Consider the following 17681-nt stretch of genomic DNA (forward strand, 5'->3'; position numbering starts at 1 on the left):
ACGCGTCGCTCGGCGCGGTGGGCGCCGGGCGCGGGGCCGCGGCGGGGGCGCTGAAGGGCGGGCTGGGCGCCGTCTCGCTGGCGCTGGAGCCCGGGGTGACGGTCGCCGCCATGGTCGCCGCCAACCCGGTGGGCTCGGTCTGCATGCCGGGCCAGCGCTGTTTCTGGGCCTGGCCTTTCGAGATCGACGGCGAATTCGGCGGCCTGCGCCCGGATCCCGCGGCCGGCCCGGCGATCGCGCCGATCCCCGACGACACCAAGATGCGCCGCCTGGCCGATTTCGGCGCCAACGCCCTCGACGGCGCCGGCCCCGGGACCGCGCCCGGCGCCAACACCGCCATCGGCGTCGTCGCCACCGACGCGGCGCTGACATCGGCGGAGTGCCGCCGCTTCGCGATCATGGCGCAGGACGGCCTGGCGCGCGCGATTCGCCCGGCGCACACGCCGTTCGACGGCGACACGATATTCGCGCTGGCCACCGGCGGCGCCGGACGCGGCCGCGATCTGGGCGCGGGCCCCATGCGCGCCGCCCGCCTTGCCGCGCTGGGCTCCGCGGCGGCCGATTGCGTGGCCCGCGCGGTGGCGCGCGGGGTGTTCGAGGCGCGCGCCGGCGCGGGCGAGCGCCCAGCCTGGCGCGACCTCGCCGGGGGGTGAAATTGCCCCTTGCATCCCCCGGGCCCGAGGGCTAAACACCGCCAACGTCAAGACGGGCGCAACGCCCCCGCCGCGACGAGGCGCCGGTAGCTCAGCTGGATAGAGCACCAGACTACGAATCTGGGGGTCGGGGGTTCGACTCCTCCCCGGCGCGCCAATACATCAAGAACTTGGCTGGAATCGGCGAAACCGACATCCACAGAAACGGGCGTTTGACGCGCGCCCGGACGCTTGCCGTGAATCACTTCGCCAGGCGCTTCGGGCCGGAATCGTCATCCTCGGTTTGGCGCGGTCCCATGGGGATCGATCTGCCGATCCGTTCCGCATCGGTTCCGCCCATGCGCGGCCGGCCTCGCGGGCTGTGAGCGTCACTGCGCGACGGATAGCGTCATCCGATGACGCTGACGCGATGACATGGCGCCGGCGGTGTTGCGGTGAGGCGCGGCGGCCATGCCGCAGACCATGGCCCGGCATTCGCGCAAGGGCGCATCCGACAGACTTGAAACCAAACCGCGCGCGTCAGTCGAAAGACCCAATTGCCGCGCCCCCGTCGCGGCGGCAACGGCGGCGGGGATGCGGCCCCGAGACTTCGCTCTGGTGACTTTCTGGTTTTCCGCCGCATCCAGGTCCGCGACGACCTTGCCAAGGCGCCGCCGCGGACCCGGGTTGCCGCGGCGCCGGAAATGGCCGCTCGGGATGCTCGCAGGGCCCGAGCCGATCACGGCGCGCGCCGGCGTTTTCGCCGCTCGATGAGCGCCGCCACGGCGCAGGAGGCGAGGCGGCTTTGCACGCTGTCGGCGCGGCTGGTGAGAATGATCGGCGCGCGGGCGCCGATCACCACCCCCGCGGCGTCGGCGTCGGCGAGGTATTCAAGCTGCTTGGCCAGCATGTTGCCGGCCTCGACATCCGGGACCACAAGAATGTCGGCGCGCCCGGCCACCGACGAGACTATGCCCTTGGCGCGGGCGGCGTCCGGGGACATCGCGTTGTCAAAGGCCAGCGGGCCGTCGACGATCCCGCCGACGATCTGCCTGCGCAGCGCCATCTTGCAGATGGCCGCGGCGTCGATGGTCGAAGGGATCCGCGAGTTCACCGTTTCGACCGCGGACAGGATCGCCACCTTCGGGCGCGCGATTCCAAGCGCATGGGCCATGTCGATGGCGTTCTGGACGATGTCGCGCTTGTCGTCCAGCGACGGGCTGATGTTGAGGGCGCCGTCGGTGATGAAGATCGGGCGGTCATAGCCCGGCAGGTCGAGCAGAAACGCGTGGCTGAGACGGCGTTCGGTGCGCAGCCCGCTGTCGCGCCGCAGAATCGGGTGCATGAATTCGTCGGTGTGCAGGCTGCCTTTCATCAGCGCGCGCGCCTCGCCGGACCTGACCAGGGCGACGGCGGCCTCGGCGGCGGCGTCGGAATGCGCGGTCGGTTCCAGGCGATAGGGCGAGATGTCGACCCCGGCGCGTTCGGCGGCCGCGCGGATCTTGCGCTCCGGGCCGACCAGGATCGGGATGATGAGACCGGCCTGCGCCGCCGCCACCGCGCCGCCCAGCGAATTCACGTCGACCGGGTGGGTCACGGCGGTGACGATGGGATCCAGCGGCGCGGCCATGTCGATCAGGCGGCGGAACTTGGCGCCGCGCGTCTCGATCTTCACATCGGGCAGCGCGATGCGCGGGCGGCTGATCTTTTCGGTCGGGGCGATCACCAGCGCCTCGCCGTTTATGACCACCTCGCCGGTCTGATTGGCGCAGACGCAGTCGAAGGCGATGCGGTGCCGCGCGCTGTCCTTTTTGCGCGCGGTGACGGTGACGGTGATCGTGTCGCCGAGCCCGATCGGGGCGCTGAACCGCAGGCTCTGATCGAGATAGATGGCGCCCGGCCCCGGCAATTTGGTGCCGAGCACCGTGGAGATCAGCGCCGCGCCCCACATGCCGTTGGCGATGATCTTGTGGAACATGTCGCTTTTGGCGAATGCCGGGTCCACATGCGCCGGATTGATGTTGCCCGACATCACCGCGAACAGGTCGAGGTCGCTCTGGGTCAGCTTTCGCGTCAGGCTGGCGGAGTCGCCGATCTCGATTTCGTCGAATGTCCGGTTGCGGATGCAGTCCGTGGCTTGGGTCATCGTCGGGGCCTCGATTGCGGCGTTTGGGGGGGGCTGGCGGCCCGGCGCGGACCGGGGCGGCCTCAGCGATGCGGATGCAGCCAGGCGCGGACGCGTCGGAACGGCCGGGCCTCGCCGGCGGCCCGCTTGTTGAGCAGGCGATGCGCGTAGACCTTCGCGGCGGTCTCGATCGGCAGCCAAAGCAGCGCATAGGCCCAGATCGCCAGCGCGTATTCCCAGCCGATGGGGGTCACCGACCAGCCGTAGACCGCGGCCAGCGTGCCGGCGATCTGGGTGATTTCGGTGGTGGCGAACAGCCGCCAGCTTGGCCAGGGCCGGTCCCAGAACCAGCCCTCGTTGCGCGCCGCGTAGAGCGTCAGGTGCCCCGCCACCAGGAGCTTGAGGAAAATGATCGTCTGGATCATGTCCCGGGGCAGCGCCAGGTAATCCTCGGCGATCCAGAACAGCAGGAAGGTCTCCACCACGCCGACGAGGCCGAGCACGATGCTCAGGGTCAGGACCCGGCGCATGTTCCAGCGCACCGGGCGCGCGGCCACGGGGGCGTTGTCATAGGCGATCATCATGATCGGGAAATCGTTGAGGATCGCCAGCATCACGATCATCACCGCCGTGACCGGGTAGAAATTGAAGATCAGGATCGACAGGGTCATGAACAGCAGAACGCGGATGGTCTCGGCGATGCGAAACACCGCGTAGCTGTTCATGCGTTCGAAGATCTTTCGCGATTCCTCCATGGCGCGGGTGATCACGTAGATCCCGGATTCGGTCAGCACCAGATCGGCGGCGGCGCGGGCGGCGTCGGTGGCGCCGCTCACCGCGATGCCCATGTCGGCCTGCTTGAGCGCCGGGGCGTCGTTGACCCCGTCGCCGGTCATGCCGACGATATGGCCGCGCGCCTGCAATTCCTTGACGATCTTGTATTTGTGCTCGGGGAACACCTCGGCGAAGCCTTCGGCCCGTTCGATCAGGTCGCCGTCATGGCGCTGCCCGTCTTCGTCGAAGATGTCGCCGGCGCGCACGATATTGGCGCCCAGATTCAGGCTTTTGGAGATCTCGCGGGCGATGGCGGCGTTGTCCCCGGTCACCATGCGGATGTCGAGCCCCATGGCCTCGGCGCGCGCGATGGTCTCGGCCGCGTCGTCGCGCGGCGGATCGAACAGCGGCAGCAGCCCCAGGAAGGTCCAGCGCCCGTCGTCGTTCCCGTCCTCTCCGCCGCTTCGCCGCGCCACGCCGAGGGTGCGGAACCCCTTGCGGGCCAGCGCCGCGACCCTGGCCTCGACGTCGCGCCGCGCCGCCGGGTCGGGCGCGGCGAGGTCGAGGATCACCTGCGGCGCGCCCTTGGCGACGGCGAAGCGGTCGCCGCCGATCTCGATCTCGGCCTCGGTCCGCTTGCTGACCGGATTGAAGGGCCGGAAGCGGCGCACGCGATAGGCGGCCAGCCCGGCGTGGTCGCCGACGGCGCCCCGATCCGCCCGGTCGCCGACGGCGCCCCGATCCGCCCGGTCGCCGACGGCGCCCCGATCCGCCCGCTCGCGATAGGCGCCCAGCACGGCGGCGTCGATGGGGTCGTCATGCGCGTCGGGATTGGAGGCCAGCGCCGCGCCCAGCAGCAGCGCGTCGGCCTCGACGCCGGGCGCGACCTCGGGGTCGCCGGCGACCAGCTGGTTCTTGGTCAGCGTCCCGGTCTTGTCCGTGCACAGCACGTCCATGCCGGCCATTTCCTCGATCGACACCAGCCGCGAGACGATCGCCTTCATCCGCGCCAGCTTGACCGCGCCGACCGCCATGGTGACCGACAGCACGGCGGGCAGCGCCACCGGGATCGCCGCCACGGTCAGGATCATGGCGAACAGGACGGTGTCCACCAGCGGGTCGTGGCGAAACAGCGCCACCAGCAGGATCATGGTCACCAGCCCCAGCGTGATGAGGATCAGGAAGTTGCCGATCCTGAGCACGGCTTTCTGGAAATGCGACGCCGCGCCGGCCCCGGCCACCAGCTTGGCGGTGCGCCCGAAATAGGTGTCCGCGCCGGTGGCCGTGACCAGCGCCGTCATCTCGCCCATCCTGGCGATCGAACTGGCGTAGGCGACGTCGCCCGCGGCCTTGTCCACGGGCAGGGATTCGCCGGTCAGCGCCGACTGGTCGACGCTCAGGTATTCGCCGGCGATCAGCCTGACATCGGCGGGGACGATGTTGCCCAGCCGCAGCAGCACGATGTCGCCGGGGACCAGATCGCGCGCCGCGACGCTGCGCCAGGCGCCGTCGCGCAGCACCCTCGCTTTCAGCGCCAGGTTCTTCTTCAGCGCGGCGATGGCGTTGCCGGCCTTGAACTCCTCCCAGAACCCGACGCCGGCGTTGATCAGCAGCATGGCGGCGATGATGGCGAAATCCTCCCAGCGCCGCGCGACCGCCGACAGGATCGCGGCGATCTCGATCATCCACGGGATCGGCCCCCAGAAGAAGGACATGAACCGGCGCAGCGGGCTGACGGTTTTTTCGGTCAGCGCGTTGGGGCCGTGTTCGGCAAGCCGGCGCGCGGCCTCGGATTGGCTGAGCCCGACCGCGGGATCGGTGTCCAGCTCGGGGCCGGCGCCGGGGTGGTCGGCTGCGGGGTGCTTGGGCATCTGCGACATCCTATCGGATAGAGGCGGCCTTGCTGCGCGGGCGGGGGGCGCCGACCGCGCGACGCGCGACCGTCTCACTGACGAAGTAGGCGACGGGGCGGGCGCGATTCAAGGGCGCCGCCCCGGCATCGCTTGCGGCGGATCGGCGCGTCACTGCAAGCGGTGGCGGAAGGTCCAGGCCGCGCCCGACAGGGTCGCCGCCGCGATCAGCGCCATCGGCCAGAGCTGATCGAGGACCAGCGGCGCGGGCAGGCCTTCGAGAAAGGCGCCGCGCACCACGACGAGGAAATAGCGCATCGGGTTGATCAGCGTGAGATCCTGCACCGCCGACGGCATGTTGGCGATCGGCGTGGCGAAGCCGGACAGGATGATCGCCGGCACCACGAACAGGAAAGCGCCGAGTATCGCCTGCTGCTGGGTTCGCGAGATCGACGAGATCATCAGCCCGACGCCGATCACCGCCAGAAGGTAGATGAACAGCCCGAGTTCGAGCAGCGCCAGGTCGCCGCGCAGCGGCACGCCGAACCAGAAAGTCGCGATCGCCATGATGGCCGAGCCCTCCGCCATGCCGATGACCAGCGCCGGCACGGATTTGCCGATCAGGATCTCGATGGGGCGGAACGGCGTGACCAGCAGCTGTTCGAAGGTGCCCACCTCGCGTTCGCGCGCGATGGTCAGCGCGGTCACCACCATGGTCACCACCAAGGTCAGCAGCGCCACGATGCCGGGGATGATGAACCACCGGCTTTCAAGATTGGGGTTGAACCAGGATCGCATCTCCAGGCGCGCGGGGGCCAGGGATTCGCCGCGCGCCGCCATCCACTCGGCATTGAAATCGGCGATGATGCGGTTGGCGTAGCCGAGGATGATCAGCGCCGTGTTGGACTGGCGCCCGTCGACGATCATCTGCACCCTGGCGGGCCGGCGGGCAAGGATGTCCCTGGTGAAGGTCGGGCCGATATGGATGACCAGCATGGCGTCCTTGGGGTCGAGCGTCTCGCGGATCTGCGCCACGCGGTCGAGATTCGCCACGGTCTGAAAGGACGGCGAGCCCTCGAAGCGCGCGACAAGCTGGCGCGAGGCGAAGCCGGGATCCTCGTTGTAGATCGCCGTCGCCACGTGGTTCACGTCGAAGGTGGCGGCGTAGCCGAAGACCAGCAGCTGGATCAGCGGCGGGCCGATGATCACCGCCCGGCTTTTCCTGTCTTTCCAGACCGCCAGGAATTCCTTGGCGATCAGCGCGCGGATGCGGCCCCACATGGCGTGTCGTCCTATTCCAGTGATTTGCGCGTCTTGCGCCGGGTCAGCGCGAGGAAGAATGCCGCCATCAGCCCCAGCGCGGCGCCGTTCCACAGCACGATCGGCCACACCGTTCCGGCGAGAAACAGGGTCTGCAGCGTCGAAACGAAGTAGCGCGCCGGGATCAGGTGGGTGATCCACTGCACGATTGTCGGCATGCTGGCGATGTCGAAGATGAATCCCGACAGGATGAAGGCGGGCAGGAAGGCGACGATGATCGCCACCTGCCCGGCGACGAACTGGCTTCTGGCGATGGTGGAAATCAGCAGCCCCATGCCCAGCGAGGCCAGCATGAACAGCGCCGAGACCGCGAACAGCGCCGCCAGCGAGCCGCGAAACGGCACGCCGAACACCCAGACGGCCATGGCCGTGGACAGCGCCATGCCGCCCATGCCGAGCGCGAAATACGGGATCAGCTTGCCCAGCAGGATTTCGCCGATGCGCACCGGGGTGACCATCAGCGCCTCCATGGTGCCGCGTTCCCATTCGCGCGCCACCACCATGGCGGTGAGCAGCGTGCCGATCAGGGTCATGATGATGGCGATCAGGCCGGGCACCAGAAAATTGCGGCTGCTGACCTCGGCGTTGAACCAGACGCGCTGATCGACGGTCGTCGGCGGGGTCGGGGCGACCCCCTTGTCGCGCGCGTATTGCGCAAGCCAAACGCCCCAGGCGCCCTGCATGTAGCCCTCGATGATGCGCGCGGTGTTCGCGTCGCCGCCGTTTACGATCACCTGGATCGGCGCGCCGGCGGGGGTGCGGATCAGGCGGGAGAAATCCGACCGCAGAACCACGATGGCGCTGACCTTGCCGGCGATCAGCGCCGCGTTGGCGGCGTGGCGGTCGCGCAGGATCGTCGGCTCGAAATACGCCGAACTGGCCAGCGAGGCGGCGAAGCCCGACGTTTCGGCGGTCGGGGCCTCGATCACCAGCGCGACGGGCACGTGCCTGGCGTCCAGCGAGACCCCGTAGCCGAACAGCAGCAACAGGATCGCGGGCAGCACGAAGGCGATGGAGATGCTGCTCGGATCGCGCATGATCTGAAGCGTTTCCTTGCGGATCAGGCCGAACAGGCGCATGCGCGACCCGCCCCGGGCGCCGGCCCCGGGCGCCGGCGTTTCGGGCGGGGCGGCCGCCCCGGTGCGGTCGAGATCGGCGCGCGCGGTCATTGCGGGCGCGCCGCGTCATGGCGCGCGATCAGGTCGACGAAGGCGTCCTCGAGCGTCGGGTTGGGCAGGTCGCGGCTGCGATGCGCGGCTTTCAGCTCCTCCGGGGCGCCCAGCGCCACCATCCGGCCGCGGTAGATGATGCCGATGCGGTCGCAGTATTCGGCCTCCTCCATGAAATGGGTGGTCACCATGACGGTGACGCCGGCCTCGGCCATGGCGTTGATCCGGGTCCAGAATTCGCGCCGCACCAGCGGATCCACGCCCGAGGTGGGTTCGTCCAGGAACAGCACGCCGGGCGCGTGCATGATCGCGCAGGCGAGCGCCAGCCGCTGCTTGTAGCCCAGCGGCAGGGTCTCGCTGATCGCGTCGGCATAGGGGACGAGGCCGAATTCGCTCAGCTCCTCGTCGATCTTGCGCCGCTGCGCCCGCCCGCCGAGCCCGTAGGCGCTGGAGAAGAATTTCAGATTCTGGCGGATGCTCATGTCGCCGTAGAGCGAGAATTTCTGCGCCATGTAGCCGATGCGCGCGCGCGCCGCCGCCGCGGCTTCGCGCAGGTCGATGCCCAGCACCAGCGCCTTGCCGTCGGAGGGCGGCAGCAGGCCGCAAAGCATCTTGAACGTGGTCGACTTGCCCGCGCCGTTGGGCCCGAGAAGGCCGAAGATCTCGCCGCGCCCGACGCTGAAGCCGATATTGTCCACGGCGGTGAAATCGCCGAATTTGCGCACCAGCCCGGCGACCTCGATGACCGCCGCGCCGTCGCCGTCGCCGGTCGGCGACGGGGTCAAAGGCGGGCGGGCGGGCGGCTGGGCGGATGATCGGGCGGGCGCGTTCGCCGCGGTCCCGCCGGTTTCGGGGGCGGCCGCGGCGGCGCGTTGCTTGAGCAGGTCGATGAAGGCGTCCTCGAAATTCGGGGCCACGGCCTTGATTTCGATGTCGCCCGCGCGCGCCGACAGGCTGTCCGCCCCCGCCCCGCGATCGAGCAGCACCCTGATGTCGCGCCCCTTGACGATGGCGTCGACCACATGGGGCAGGGCGCGGATGTCGCGCAGCGCCGCGCGCCGTCGCGCGGCGTCGGGGCGCAGCGTGAAGGTGCGTCCCGCCAGCCGGTCGCTGAAATCGCCCGGCGGCCCGACGCCGAGCAGCCGCCCCTCGTTGAGCAGCAGCACCTCGTGGCAGCGTTCGGCCTCGTCCAGATAGGCGGTGGCCCAGAGCACGCTGATGCCCTCGTCGACAAGCGCGCGCACGATGTCCCACAATTCGCGCCGCGACACCGGATCGACGCCGACGCTGGGTTCGTCGAGCAGCAGCAGACGCGGCGGGCGCACCAGCGCGCAGGCGAGCCCGAGCTTCTGCTTCATGCCCCCCGACAGCCGGCCGGCCAGCCGCTTGCGAAACGCCGCCAGCCCGGTGAAGTCCATCAGCCGGTCGAAGCGGGCCTGACGCTGATCCCCGGCCAGGCCCTGAAGATCGGCGTAAAGCGCGAGGTTCTCGGCGACGCTCAGGTCCTCGTAGAGACCGAAGCGCTGGGGCATGTAGCCGATACTGGCCTGAATGTTCTGCGCCTGCGCGACCGAATCGCGCCCCAGCACCCGCACCGCGCCGGAATCCGGCCTCAGCAGCCCCGCCGCCAGCCGCATCAGGGTGGTCTTGCCCGCGCCGTCGGGCCCCACCAGGCCGGTGATCCGCCCGGCGCCGACCGTGGCGCTCACCCCGTCCAGCGCCGTGACGGTCCGCCCGCCGGCGGCGAACCGCTTGCCCAGGTCCCGCAATTCGATCACCGGCGCGGTGGTCGGCGCCGGCGCCGCCGCGCCGGTCATTCCGCGCCCGTCTGGCCGTCCTCGGCCTTTGTCGGGGCGATCTTCACCCGCGCGGTGACCGGCATCCCCTGACGCAGCCCGCCATCGGGGTTCTTGACGAAGATCCGCACCCGGTAGACCAGACTGGTGCGCAGTTCGGACGTCTGCACGGTTTTCGGCGTGAATTCGGCCACCGGCGACACGAAGCCGACCCAGCCTTCATAGGCCTTGTCCGGCGCGGAATCGGTGCTGATCGTCGCGGTCATGCCGGGCTGGAGAAAGCCGAGATCCGGTTCCGAGACATAGGCGCGCACCCAGACCGGATCGACGAGGGCAAGAGTATAGACCGGCTGCTGGGGCAGCGCGACGTTGCCGGGCTCCGCGATCCGCGTCTTGACCACGCCGTCTTCCGGCGCGTGCAGCTTGGTGTAGGCGAGGCGGCGGCGGGCGAGGGTCACCGCGGCCTCGCCGGCCTTGAGTTCGGCGCGGGCCACGGCGATGTCTTCCTTGCGCGGCCCCTGTATCACCAGCGACAGCCGCTGCTGGGCGGCGTCGAGCCGGGCTTGCAGGTTGCGCATCCGCGCCCGGTCGTCATCGACCTTCTGACGGCTGGCGAAATTCTGCTCGGCCAGTTTCTGGGACCGCTGCAGGTTTTGCTGGGTGAGCGCCAGATCGGCCTCGATGGCGTGGACATTCGCGCGCGCCTCCTTGATTTCCTCGGCGCGGCTGCCGGCCAGAAGCCGGTCCAGCGCCGCGCGCTGGGCGTCGGCCTTGGCCTGGGCGGCGTCGAGTTCGGCCTGGTAGATGTCCGGATCGAGACTGGCCAGCGCCTGACCGGCCTTCACCGCGTCGCCCTCCTCGACCAGCATGCGCGCCACGCGTCCGCTGACATTGAAGGCGAGATCGGCCTCGCGAATGTCGATATTGCCGTAAAAGACGATGGAGTCCCGCGGGGCCTGGCTGCGTTTCCAGCCGTCATAGGCCGCGTATCCGCCGAAGGCGATCGCCGAGGCCGCCGCGACGGCGCCGATCAGTTTCAAGGTTCCGCTTGCCATGCGCCCGCTCCGAAAGTTCATTTCGCGTGTCCGGCGATGCGCCCGGGGATCCGCGACTTTCGGCGGCGGCCCCTGGGGGCTCGCCGTTTCGGTTGCCGCGCGCAACTTGCCGAATGGGGAGTGTTGAGCCCTCCACCTATGGTCAATTCGCGGCGCAGGCAAGGCGGCCTGGGCGCCGGCCCCCCGGTTTCGGGGCGCTGGCTCTGCGATTATTTGCCGCGCGGCGCGCGCGTTGCAACCCGGGCGCGGGCGGGCCACCTGCGCTGTCGGCGCATCGCCCGCGCACGACCTTCGCATGGCGGGGGCGCGCGGAATGGCTTGCGATGCGCCCGGTTATCGGGACAATGCGCCACGGGCGGGCCGCTCGCCGGCGGCGCGCCGTCACAGGAGGGTCGTTTCCATGCGCAGGACATCTTCAGCCGATCGGGGGCGCGCATGAGCGACGATCCCTATGCGGCGCTCGGCCTCAAGAAGACCGCCACGGCGGGCGAGATCAAGAAAGCCTACCGCAAGCTGGTCAAGGGCAGCCACCCGGATCTCAACCCCGACGACCCGGACGCCGAGGCGCGGTTCAAGAAGATCGCCGCGGCGCATGATCTGCTGAAGGATCCGCAGACCCGTGCGCGCTTCGATCGAGGCGAGATCGACGCCACGGGCGCCGAGCGCCCCGAACGCCGCTACTACCGCGACTACGCCGAGACCCCCGGAAACGCCTATCAGTCCCGCCGCAGCCATGAGGATTTCGACGATCCCGCCGATATCTTCGCCGAGATCCTGCGCCAGCGGGCCGCGGGGGCCGGGCGGGGCGCGCGGGGCGATGGGCGCGCGGGCGCCGGGGATTTCAGCTTTCCGGGTCCGGACCGGCGCTATGCGCTGGAGATCGAATTCCTCGACGCGGTCAGGGGCGCGACGAAGCGCATCACCCTGCCCGACGGCGCGACCATCGACGTGAAGATCCCGCAAGGCGCCGCCGACGGCCAGACCATCCGGCTGCGCGGCAAGGGCGGGGCCGGTTTTGGCGACGGCCCGCCGGGGGATGCGCTGGTGACCCTGTCGGTGCGGCCCCACCCGCTGTTTCGCCGGGTCGGCGACGACATCGTCATCACCCTGCCGATCGCCATCGACGAGGCGCTGCTCGGCGCCAAGGTCACCACGCCGACCATCGACGGCGACGTTCGCCTGACGATCCCGAAAGGCGCCAGCGGCGGCCAGACGCTGCGCCTGAAGGGGCGCGGGGTGAAGACCGGCGGGGGGCGCCCCCCCGGGGATCAGCGGGTGGAGCTGCGCATCGTCGCCCCGCCGCGGATCGACGACGCGCTGCAGGCGTTCATGGAGGATTGGCGCAAGACCAACGCCTATGACCCGCGCAAGGGGATGACATCATGACCGATCGCTATTCCGAAGCGGCGGCCGTCGCCGCGGTGCCGCGCCTGACCCTGACCCGGCTGACCGCTTTCGTGCAGGCCGAGATCGTGACGCCGCAGCGCACCGGGTCGGGCCTGGTGTTTCGCGAGATAGATCTGGCGCGCATGGAGCTGCTTTGCGAACTGTCCGAGCAGTTCGATCTGTGCGACGAGGCGCTGGAGGTGGTCATCTCGCTGATCGACCAGCTTCACGGCGCGCGGGCCGACCTGCGCGCCATCGCCGCCGCGGTGGCGCGCGAACCGCGCGAGGTGCGCCGGCGCATAGGCGAGGCCACCCGTCGCGCCCGCGCGCCGGGGCGGACGGCCTGATCCGGGACTCTCGCTGACCGAACATCTGGCCGAACGCGGCGAAACCGGGTTCAATCCACGGCGATGGCGCGAGCCGGGGCGCGGCCTCGCGGCGCGGCGGCGAAAGGATGCGCGATGAGCGAGCGACTGACCGGCGGCGAGGCGATCGTGGGCGCGGTTCTGGCCCATGGCGTCGATACGGTGTTCGCGCTGCCCGGCGTGCAGACCTACCCGATCATGGACGCCCTGCAGCGCGCCGGCAACCGGGTGCGGGTGATCGGCCCGCGCCACGAACAGACCGCCGCCTACATGGCCATGGGCTACGCCAAGGCCACCGGGCGCCCGGGGGTGTGTTCGGTGGTGCCGGGGCCGGGCGTGCTGAACGCCGGCGCGGCGCTGTGCACGGCCATGGCGGTGAACGCGCCGGTGCTGGTGCTGACCGGGCAGGTGCCCTCGTCGTTTCTGGGGCGCGGGCGCGGGCATCTGCACGAGATCCCGGACCAGGCGGGCACGCTGCGATCTTTCATCAAATGGGCCGCGCGCGCGCCGCGCGCCGCCGACGCCCCGGCGCTGGTCGACGAGGCGTTCCGCCAGATGCTGGGCGGGCGCCCCGGTCCGGCGGCGCTGGAGATGTGCTGGGACACGCTGGCCCAGACCACGCCGGTTGACCTGACGCCGCCGCCGCCGCCGCCCGCGCCCCCGGCCCCCGACGATCAGGACATCGCCGCCGCCGCGGCGCTGATCGCGCAGGCGCGCCGGGTGATGATCACCGTGGGCAACGGCGCCCAGCACGCCGGGGCGCAGGTGCTGGCGCTGGCCGAGGCCATCGGCGCGCCGGTGACGGCGCTGCGCGGCGGGCGCGGGGTGGTGGACGAGGATCACGCCCTGGGGCTGGGTTCGGCCGGCGCCTATGAGCTGTGGGCCGAAACCGACCTGCTGATCGGCATCGGCTCGCGCTGCGAGATGCAGACCATGCGCTGGACCGGAATGATGCGCTGCGACGACCGACTGGCGCCCCCGCGCAAGCTGATCCGCATCGAGATCGAGCCCGAGGAGCTGCTGCGCCTGAAGCCCGATGTCGGGGTGGTCGCCGATTCCGCGCTCGGCGCCGCGGCGCTGAGCGCCGCGTTGATCCGCGCCGGGCATGTCCCGGACGCCGGCGCGCCGGCGCGCATTCGCGCCGCTTCGGCGGCGGCGCGCGACAAGTTCGCGGCGGTGCGGCCGCATGTGGAGTTTCTGGAGGCGATCCGCGCGGCGCTGCCCCGCGACGGCATTCTGGTCAAGGACATTTGCCAGGCCGGGTTCGCGTCGTATTTCGCCTGGCCGGTGCACGCGCCGCGCACCTATCTGACCTCGGGCCATCAGGGCAATCTGGGCTTCGCCTATCCCACCGCGCTCGGGGCCAAGGTCGGCTGTCCGGACAAGGCGGTGGTGGTCATCGCCGGGGATGGCGGCTTCATGTTCGCGGCGCAGGAATTGTCCACCGCCGCCCAGCACGGCATCGGCGTGATCGCCATCGTGTTCAACAACCGCGCCTATGGCAATGTGCGCCGCGACCAGATCATGTTCCATGACGGGCGGCGCATCGCCAGCGACCTGCCCGGCGTCGATTACGTGGCGCTGGCGCGGGCGCAGGGCGTTGCCGGGCATCGCGCCGACAGCCCCGCGTCGTTGCGCCCGATCCTGGAAAAGGCCATCGCCGAGGACGCGCCGGCGCTGATCGAGGTGACGGTGGATCTCGACGACGAGGTCAGTCCCTGGCCCTACATCATGCATGGCGGCTGACCTCGCGCCGCGCGCGCCGGGGTCAGCGCAGCCGCTGGCCCTCGGCGTCGAACAGCATCGCCTGCGCCGGGTCGAATCCGGCCACGAGCGGGTCGCCCGCGCGCATCGCGCGGCTTTCGCCGAGCTTGACCACCATGGTCTCGCCCGCCGCCGCGCCGGCTGTGGCGCGGGCATAGGCGAAGCTGTCGCTGCCCAGATGTTCGATCACGTCCACGGTGAGCCGCATCCGCGCCGGGCCGTCGGGCGAGAAATGCTCGGGCCTCACCCCCAGCGTCACCCGCGCGCCCGGCGCCGGCGGCTTGCCGGCCAGCGCCACGGCGACGCGCATCCCGTCATGACCGTCAAGCGTGACCGCGCAGCGCCCGGCCTCGGCCCCGTCGACGCGGGCGTCGAAGAAATTCATCCGCGGCGATCCGATGAACCCGGCCACGAACAGGTTGTCCGGGTCGTCATATAGATCAAGCGGCGCGCCCACCTGTTCGATGCGCCCGTCGCGCAGCGCCACGATCTTGTCGGCGAGCGTCATCGCCTCGACCTGATCATGGGTGACGTAGATCATGGTGGCGCCCAGCTCGCCATGCAGGCGGGCGATTTCGATGCGCATGTTGACCCGCAGCTCGGCGTCTAGATTGGACAGCGGTTCGTCGAACAGGAACACCTGTGGATGGCGCACGATGGCGCGCCCGATGGCCACGCGCTGGCGCTGGCCGCCCGACAGGGCCCTGGGGCGGCGCGCCAGCAGCGGGCCCAGTTGCAGGATCGCCGCGGCCTCGTTGACGCGGGCGTCGATCTCGGGCTTCGGGGTCCCGGTCATGCGCAGGCCGAAGCCCATGTTCTGGGCCACGGTCATGTGCGGATACAGCGCGTAGGACTGGAACACCATGGCGATGCCGCGCTCGGCCGCGTCGATGTCGTTGACCACCCGTCCGCCGATGGAGATCTCGCCCGACGAGACCTCCTCGAGCCCGGCGATCATGCGCAGCAGCGTGGACTTGCCGCAGCCCGAGGGCCCGACGAAGACCACGAATTCGCCGGGCGTCACCTCCAGACAAGCGTCGCGGATCACCTCGACGTCGCCAAAGCTCTTGCATACGGCGCGCAGCGTCAAACCCGACATGCGAAGGTCCTCCCTGAATGGCGACGCCGGATCACAGCGTCGGAGTCATTCTGATTTCGGCCTGGGCGGCGATCTCGTCGGCGGCCTCGCGCAGGCGCGGGGCGCAGCGTTCCAGCGTGGCGAGATCGGCGTGGTAGACGGCGCTGGTCACCGACAGCCCGCCATACAGCGCGCCGCGCGCCGATCGGATCGGCACGGCGATGCAATGGATGCCCGGCTCGTGCTCCTCGCGATCATAGGCCAGGCCGCGGGCGCGGATGGCGTCGAGATCGGCGCGCAGGGCCGCGGCGTCGGTGAGCGTCGACTCGGTGTAGCGCCGGAACGACTGGCGGCTGATGGCCTCCGCCAGCGAAGCGGGGTCGAGAAAGGCCAGCATCGCCTTGCCCACCCCGGTGCAATGGGCGGGGCCGACCTTGCCGGCGCTGGAAAACATGCTGACCGCGCGCGAGGAATCGCGCTTGTCCAGATACAGCACCTGCCCGGCGTCGAGCTGGGCGAGGTGGAAGGTCTGGTCGATTTCGCCCCGCAGCCGGTCCAGCGCCGGGGCCGCCGCCTCCACCAGCGAGGAGCGCCGCCACGCCGCGTGGGCCAGCCGCATCAGCCGCAGCCCCAGCGTGTAGGTCTGGGATTGCGCATCATAGGCGATCATGCGTTCGGCGAGCAGCGATTTCAGCATCCGGTGCAGCGTCGCCTTGGGGAAGGGCGTCGCGTCGAGCAGGGCCACGAAGCGCATGGGCGCTTCCGATGCGGCGATCACGTCAAGCAGCGCCAGCGCCTTGGTCACCGGGCCGTCGCCGGGCTTGGCGGCGCCTCGGGCGGCGTCTGCGCCGGGCCCGCGCGCAGGCGGGGCGGAGCGGGGATCAATATGGGGCGCGTCGGTCATGGGGCTCCCTGACAATTTCTTGACAACCTTAGATGGGGGGATCATAGTTTTCAACTAACAAAACAAAGTTCCATCAAACGGAACTGACGCCACTTAACCAACGCCGCCGGGCGGGATGCGCCGGCGGACAACATGGGAGGATGCGCATGAAACGCTCTCTGCAAGGATTGATCGGGGGGGCGCTTGCCGCCGGATTGCTGTTCGGCGCGGCCCAGGCGGGCACGCTGGTCATCAACACCGACACGTCGGACCCGGCGCCCAAGGCGGCGATGCAATATCTGATCGACGGCTTCAAGGCCGAGAACCCGGATGTGGAGGTGAAGTGGAACCTGTTCGATCATGAAGGCTACAAGACCGCGATCCGCAATTTCCTCACCGCCGAGGCCCCGGACGTGGTCACCTGGTACGCGGGCAACCGCATGGCGCCGTTCGTCAATGCCGGATTGTTCGAGGATGTGAGCGACGTCTGGGCCGATAACGGGCTGGCGGAAAGCCTGAAATCCACCACCGCCTCGATGACCATCGACGGCAAGCAGTGGGGGGTGCCCTACACCTACTATCAGTGGGGCATCTATTACCGGCAGGACATCTTCGCCGAGCAGGGCGTCGAGATACCCGAAACCTGGGACGAGCTGGTCGCCGCCAGCGCCAAGCTGAAGGCCGCCGGAATCACCCCGTTCGCCATCGGATCCAAGGCGCTGTGGCCCACGGGCGGCTGGTTCGACTACATGAATCTGCGGGTCAACGGCTATGAGCATCACATGAAGCTGACCGCCGGGGAAATTCCCTACACCGACCCCTCGGTGGTCGCGGTGTTCGACAAGTGGGCCGAACTGATCGAGCCGGGCTACTACATCGAAAACCACGCCGCCTATGACTGGCAGGAGGCGGTGCCGTTCTTCGTCAAGGGCGACGCGGCGATGTATCTGATGGGCAATTTCGCGGTCGATCTGTTCAGGAAAGGCGGCCTGTCCGACGATCAGATCGGCTTCATGCAGTTCCCGCAGATCACCCCCGGCATCCCCATGGCCGAGGACGCGCCGACGGATACGCTGCATATCCCGGCCAACGCCGCCAACAAGGCGGACGCGCGCAAGTTTCTGGCCTATCTGGCGCGGGCCGACGTGCAGACCGGCATGAACGAATTGCTGGGTCAGCTGCCGGTCAACAGCGGCTCCACGCGCCCGGACGACAAGTTCCTGAGCCAGGGTTTCGAAATGCTGTCCAACGCCTATGCGCTGGCGCAGTTCTACGACCGCGACGCCAAGGCGGCCATGGCCAAGGCCGGCATGGAGGGTTTTCAGGAATTCATGATCAAGCCCGCGCGCAAGGACGCGATCCTGAAGCGGCTGGAGAAGATCCGCGCCCGCGTCTACAAGTAGCGCGCCAATGCGAGGGGCCGGCCGGGCGCAAGCCCCGGCCCGCCCCCGGGTCCCCTTATTGATAGTCGGGGGCGCCCCCCG

At 69.8% G+C, this 17681-nt stretch carries 14 protein-coding genes and 1 tRNA gene; 6 read left to right on the plus strand and 9 right to left on the minus strand.

All coding sequences use genetic code 11. The annotated features are described in order from the left end of the window. Both AC1HC7_RS13830 and AC1HC7_RS13835 read left to right on the plus strand, forming a co-directional pair. Positions 1 to 653 (plus strand): P1 family peptidase (locus AC1HC7_RS13830; protein WP_479499131.1); only part of this gene is annotated, 653 nt, incomplete at its 5' end. An 80-nt stretch (positions 654 to 733) separates the two neighbouring features. Next, a tRNA-Arg gene (locus tag AC1HC7_RS13835) sits at positions 734 to 810 on the plus strand. Between the two features lie 211 nt (positions 811 to 1021). Here the strand turns inward: AC1HC7_RS13835 and AC1HC7_RS13840 are convergent. The 7 genes from AC1HC7_RS13840 to AC1HC7_RS13870 all read right to left on the minus strand — a co-directional run bounded on the left by AC1HC7_RS13840 (position 1022) and on the right by AC1HC7_RS13870 (position 10721). Then, positions 1022 to 1375 (minus strand): hypothetical protein, encoded by a 354-nt coding sequence (locus AC1HC7_RS13840; protein ID WP_479499132.1) that lies wholly within the window; start codon positions 1373 to 1375, stop codon positions 1022 to 1024. Beyond that, positions 1372 to 2778, minus strand: a complete 1407-nt coding sequence (locus AC1HC7_RS13845) for a bifunctional enoyl-CoA hydratase/phosphate acetyltransferase (RefSeq protein WP_479498484.1) — start codon at positions 2776 to 2778, stop codon at positions 1372 to 1374. Before AC1HC7_RS13845 ends, AC1HC7_RS13840 begins: the two co-directional genes overlap by 4 nt. 62 nt (positions 2779 to 2840) lie before the next feature. After that, positions 2841 to 5402: a plasma-membrane proton-efflux P-type ATPase gene (locus AC1HC7_RS13850; protein ID WP_479499133.1), complete on the minus strand. Its 2562-nt coding sequence runs from the start codon at positions 5400 to 5402 to the stop codon at positions 2841 to 2843. A gap of 150 nt (positions 5403 to 5552) precedes the next feature. After that, positions 5553 to 6662 carry an ABC transporter permease gene (locus AC1HC7_RS13855; protein ID WP_479498486.1) on the minus strand — a complete coding sequence of 370 codons (1110 nt, stop codon included), beginning with the start codon at positions 6660 to 6662 and terminating at the stop codon, positions 5553 to 5555. 11 nt (positions 6663 to 6673) lie between these two features. Next, positions 6674 to 7870 (minus strand): ABC transporter permease, encoded by a 1197-nt coding sequence (locus AC1HC7_RS13860; RefSeq protein WP_479498488.1) that lies wholly within the window; start codon positions 7868 to 7870, stop codon positions 6674 to 6676. Next, positions 7867 to 9687 carry an ATP-binding cassette domain-containing protein gene (locus tag AC1HC7_RS13865; RefSeq protein WP_479498489.1) on the minus strand — a complete coding sequence of 607 codons (1821 nt, stop codon included), beginning with the start codon at positions 9685 to 9687 and terminating at the stop codon, positions 7867 to 7869. Before AC1HC7_RS13865 ends, AC1HC7_RS13860 begins: the two co-directional genes overlap by 4 nt. Then, positions 9684 to 10721 carry an HlyD family secretion protein gene (locus AC1HC7_RS13870; protein WP_479498490.1) on the minus strand — a complete coding sequence of 346 codons (1038 nt, stop codon included), beginning with the start codon at positions 10719 to 10721 and terminating at the stop codon, positions 9684 to 9686. The genes AC1HC7_RS13865 and AC1HC7_RS13870 overlap by 4 nt, the downstream gene beginning before the upstream one ends. A 435-nt stretch (positions 10722 to 11156) precedes the next feature. On the opposite strand from AC1HC7_RS13870, the gene AC1HC7_RS13875 reads away from it, so the two are divergent. The 3 genes from AC1HC7_RS13875 (at position 11157) to AC1HC7_RS13885 (ending at position 14218) form a co-directional block, all read left to right on the plus strand. After that, the gene (locus tag AC1HC7_RS13875) at positions 11157 to 12107 is read left to right on the plus strand and encodes a DnaJ C-terminal domain-containing protein (protein ID WP_479498491.1); all 951 of its coding nucleotides are present in this window, start codon (positions 11157 to 11159) and stop codon (positions 12105 to 12107) included. After that, on the plus strand, positions 12104 to 12454 hold the full coding sequence (locus AC1HC7_RS13880) for a hypothetical protein (protein WP_479498492.1): 351 nt from the start codon (positions 12104 to 12106) through the stop codon (positions 12452 to 12454). Before AC1HC7_RS13875 ends, AC1HC7_RS13880 begins: the two co-directional genes overlap by 4 nt. 114 nt (positions 12455 to 12568) lie before the next feature. Beyond that, positions 12569 to 14218 (plus strand): thiamine pyrophosphate-dependent enzyme, encoded by a 1650-nt coding sequence (locus AC1HC7_RS13885; protein ID WP_479498493.1) that lies wholly within the window; start codon positions 12569 to 12571, stop codon positions 14216 to 14218. A gap of 22 nt (positions 14219 to 14240) precedes the next feature. On the opposite strand, the gene AC1HC7_RS13890 is transcribed toward AC1HC7_RS13885, so the two are convergent. Together AC1HC7_RS13890 and AC1HC7_RS13895 are read right to left on the minus strand one after the other, a co-directional pair. Continuing rightward, positions 14241 to 15335 (minus strand): ABC transporter ATP-binding protein, encoded by a 1095-nt coding sequence (locus AC1HC7_RS13890; protein WP_479498494.1) that lies wholly within the window; start codon positions 15333 to 15335, stop codon positions 14241 to 14243. Positions 15336 to 15366: 31 nt separating this feature from the next. Continuing rightward, on the minus strand, positions 15367 to 16218 hold the full coding sequence (locus AC1HC7_RS13895; RefSeq protein WP_479498495.1) for an IclR family transcriptional regulator: 852 nt from the start codon (positions 16216 to 16218) through the stop codon (positions 15367 to 15369). Between the two features lie 146 nt (positions 16219 to 16364). On the opposite strand from AC1HC7_RS13895, the gene AC1HC7_RS13900 reads away from it, so the two are divergent. After that, complete coding sequence (locus AC1HC7_RS13900; RefSeq protein ID WP_479498496.1) at positions 16365 to 17600, plus strand: ABC transporter substrate-binding protein; 1236 nt, start codon at positions 16365 to 16367, stop codon at positions 17598 to 17600. Positions 17601 to 17681 lie beyond the last annotated feature (81 nt).

This window comes from Oceanicella sp., from assembly GCF_056449545.1.